The sequence below is a fragment of the Actinosynnema sp. NPDC023658 genome (genome assembly GCF_040639995.1).
GTDB lineage: Bacteria > Actinomycetota > Actinomycetes > Mycobacteriales > Pseudonocardiaceae > Actinosynnema.
The window spans coordinates 1-3,669 of record NZ_JBFAAX010000573.1 but is presented as its reverse complement, the minus strand read 5'-3'; the positions used below and the strand labels follow the sequence as shown (position 1 = coordinate 3,669).

Genomic DNA, 3,669 nt, shown 5'->3' with positions numbered 1-3,669 from the left:
GGACAGCACGTCGTTGAGGGGGCCGCGTTCGCTGTAGATCCACTTCCACACCACGCCGACCGCCACCAGCGGCAGGATCTGCGGCAGGAACAGCACCGTGCGGATGAACGGCATCGCCTTCCACGGTGTCGCGGCCACCAGCGCGGCCAGCACCAGGCCGATCCCGATGGGCAGCACGCTGTAGAAGAGGATGAACCCGAACGCGTGCGCCAGCGCCGCACGCAACTCCGGGTCGGTGAGCACCTCGACGTAGTTGTCCACACCGACCCAGGCGGCCACGCCGACGCCGTTCCACTCCCAGAACGAGATCCACACGCTGTGCAGGAACGGCGTGATCACGAACAGCACGTACGCCACCAGCGCCGGAACCGTGTAGAGCAAGGGCACCCACCGGTGTCGGGTCCGGCGCCGGGCGGTCGGGCGGCGCGTGGTCGCGGCAGGAGACCTCCCCGCCGCGGCCCGCGTGCCCGCAAGGGTGGTGTCAGCCATGCGTCCTGGTCCAGTCGCTCTGGATCTCATCGATGAACGCGCCCGGGTCCTTGCGGCCGCCGATCAGTTCCTGGGTGGCTCTGACGAGGGTCTTGTTCATGGTGGCGGTGGCGTTGTTGTTGAAGCCGACCAGGCCGTTGTCGGTGTTGACCTCCATCCACGCCGCGACGACGTCGGCCATCACGGTGCCGGGTTCGGGCAGCGCGGCGGCCGGGTCGGCGGGCATGAAACCGATCTTGAACTGCTCGGCGGAGGCCTGCGAGGAGTGCAGGAAGTCCAGGAACGCCGCTGCGGCGTCGGCGTTCTCGGACTTCGCGGAGATCGCGTAGGCGACGGAGGTGCCGATGGCGGTGGCCTTCGTGCCGGGGAAGGCGAAGAACCCGGCGTCCGGGCCCAGGGCGGCGCCGATCTTGGCGGCGTCCCAGTTGCCGTCGATGAAGAACAGACCTTCGCTCTTGCCGAACTTGTCCACCGCGCCCTGGAGGTCGACACCGTTGGCGCCGGACGGGATGTAGCCCTTGCCGGCCCAGTCGGCGAGCTTCTCCACGCCCGCGCGGTTGCCCGCGGTGCCGAACGTCGATCCCTTGGCGCCGAAGGTCCACCTGGCGGCGTTCTCCGCGCCGTCCTGGGACTGCCCGATCAGTTGCACGGCGAACGAGGCGTGCCCCTCGGCGTTGCCGAGTTGGAGCGGCACCTCGCCGGCGACCTTGGCCTTGGCCAGCGCCGACTCGAACTCCTCCAGGGAGCTGGGCGGACGGGTGATGCCCAACCGCGCGGCCTTGGCCTTGTTGTAGTAGACGCCGACGATGGAGAACCCGGCCGGCGCCGCGTACAGGTCCCCCTCGCCCAGAGTGGTGCCGTTGGGAGCGACCCGCCACTGGGCGAGCTGCGTGCTCGGGTAGACCTCGTCCCAGCCGTACGCCTCCTCGTACGGGGCGAGGCTGCGCACGAGACCGTCCTTGACCGTGGTGCCCACCGAGTTGAGCAGGACGATGTCGGGCGCCTGATCGGAGGCCAGGGTGAGGTTGAGGCTCTTGTTGTAGTCGTCGAAGTTGGTGTCCTGGTAGTTCACCTTGACGTTGGGGTACTTCGCCTGGAAGCCCGTGATGATCGCCTTGACGGCGGCGCCGGACTCCGGTGTGGACATCAGCGACAACGTGACGTCACCGGCGGGCACGCCCGTGGTGACCGGACCGGTGGGAGAGTCGGCCGGCGAGTTCCCGCTGCCGGGTGCGCAGGCGGTGGCGAGCAGGGCCACGCCCGCCGCGACGGCCCATCGTGTGGTTCTCATGGTTTCTCCTGGTCGGCCTGCCGGCACCAGCGTGCCTCGGAGGGCTGGTCGGCACTTGGCGAAGGTTTCGAAAGAAACTTTCGTTCGGCTAGGATGGGTGACCAGGGCGACATCGTCAAGAGGGGACTTTCGGATGAGGGCACTTCCCGGTGGCGACCAGAGCGCCCTGCGCAACCTCAACACGCGTCGCGTGCTGCAACTCCTCTACGAGGGCCCGCCCCTGACCATCAGCGCGGTCGCCGCGCAGACCGGCCTGTCCCGGCCGACCGCGCAGGACATCCTGGCCTCCCTCACCGAGTCGCGACTGCTGGCGCCCGACGGGTTCGACGTGATGCGCACCGGCGGGCGACCCGCCCAGCGGTACCGGTTCAACGCCGACGCCGGGTTCCTGGCCGGCGTGGACATCGGCGCGCACGCCGTCTCGGCCCGGGTCACGACCCTGGACGGGGCGCTGGTCGCCTCGGCGCGCACGGCCATCGCGGGAGACATGGGAGCCGCCGAGCGCATCGACACGGCCGTCGACCTGGTGCGCCGCCTGGTGCCGGCGGACGACCGGACGCTGTGGGCCGCGGGCGTCGGCACGCCCGGCATCGTCGACAAGCGCGGTGTGGTGCGGTTGAGCGTGGCGCTGCCGCACTGGAGCGGGGTCGCCTTGGCCGAGGAGGTCGCCACCCGGCTGAACTGCCCCGTGGAGGCGGTCAAGGACACCGGCGCGGCCGTGCTCGCCGAACACCGGGTAGGCGTCGCGCGAGACGTGTCGGACGTGCTGTACGTCCACGTCGGACACCGGCTGGGCGTGGGCCTGCTGGTCGACGGGCGGCCGTTCGTGGGGCGGTCCGGCGCGGCGGGCGAGGTCGGCCGGCACCCCGCCTTCGGGTGGCACGACGCCCCCTACCGGCTCGCCTCCGACGCGGGGTTGCCCCCCGGTGCCGACGACCTGCACGAATGGGTGTTCGCACGGGCTCGTCGGTCCGAGTCGGACGCGATGGCGGCGGTGGAGTCCTTCGCTCGCACCGTGGCGGGCGGAATCGGTGCGATGGTCCTCGCGGTGGACCCTCAGTTAGTCGTCATCGGTGGCGGCATGGCGCGGGCGGCGTCGGCGATCCTCGAACCGGTCACGCGGCACCTGGCCGCCATCTGCTACGACGTGCCGCCGCTGGTGCTCTCGACGCTGGGCGAGGACGCCGTGACGATCGGCGCCGTCGAGACGGCGCGCGACCAGCTGCGCAGGCGGCTGTTCGACGTCACCCCTTGACAACGCGCGGTGTCACGGGTCACATTTCGAAGGAAAGTTCCTTGCGAAACCTCTCCGAAGGAACCCCACGTGATCCGACACCGCCTCAAAGCCCTGTCCGCGGGCGTCCTGATTCTCGGCACCTGCGCGGCGACACCCGCGCAGGCGGCCGACTTCCCGCCCAACCCGGACACCAGATCCGGTTACACGCTCGACTTCGCCGAGGAGTTCAACGGCACCTCGCTGGACGCCGACCGCTGGCTGCCCTACTACCTGCCGCACTGGACGGCCAACCGGGAGAACGCCAAGGCGCGCTACACCGTCGCCAACGGCGTGCTGACCGAGCGCCTCGACCCCGACACCCCCTCGTGGAACCCGCAGTACGACGGCACGGTCAAGATCTCCAGCATCCAGACCTACAACAAGGACTGGTGGCACCGCTTCAACTACTCGATGCCCAACGACCACCACGAGCCGGACTTCAACGGCTACACCACGCAGTACGGCTACTTCGAGGTCCGCGCGAAGATGTCCGACGTGGGCGGCGGCGGCCATCAGGCCCTGTGGCTGGTCGGTACGGAGGACACCAGCAGCGCGTCGGCCAACCCCGAGATCGACATGATCGAGACGTTCTTCAGCAAGCCGAACACCTGGC

Annotated in this window: 3 protein-coding genes and 1 pseudogene; 2 read left to right on the top strand and 2 right to left on the bottom strand. The window is 69.8% G+C overall.

What is annotated here, in order from left to right; all coding sequences use genetic code 11:
* A pseudogene (locus tag AB0G02_RS31365) lies at positions 1–381 on the bottom strand (sugar ABC transporter permease); the annotation flags it as partial.
* A gap of 100 nt (positions 382–481) precedes the next feature.
* Complete coding sequence (locus tag AB0G02_RS31360) at positions 482–1,780, bottom strand: extracellular solute-binding protein (protein ID WP_360801253.1); 1,299 nt, start codon at positions 1,778–1,780, stop codon at positions 482–484.
* 133 nt (positions 1,781–1,913) lie between these two features.
* On the opposite strand from AB0G02_RS31360, the gene AB0G02_RS31355 reads away from it, so the two are divergent.
* Both AB0G02_RS31355 and AB0G02_RS31350 read left to right on the top strand, forming a co-directional pair.
* On the top strand, positions 1,914–3,035 hold the full coding sequence (locus AB0G02_RS31355; protein WP_360801250.1) for an ROK family transcriptional regulator: 1,122 nt from the start codon (positions 1,914–1,916) through the stop codon (positions 3,033–3,035).
* A 69-nt stretch (positions 3,036–3,104) separates the two neighbouring features.
* A partial coding sequence (locus AB0G02_RS31350) for a glycoside hydrolase family 16 protein (RefSeq protein WP_360801247.1) occupies positions 3,105–3,669 on the top strand: 565 nt, incomplete at its 3' end.

Coding starts and splice junctions, on each gene's coding strand:
- AB0G02_RS31360 (WP_360801253.1), bottom strand. CDS start 1,780: ATGAGAACCACACGATGGGCCGTCGCGGCGGGCGTGGCCCTGCTCGCC.
- AB0G02_RS31355 (WP_360801250.1), top strand. CDS start 1,914: ATGAGGGCACTTCCCGGTGGCGACCAGAGCGCCCTGCGCAACCTCAAC.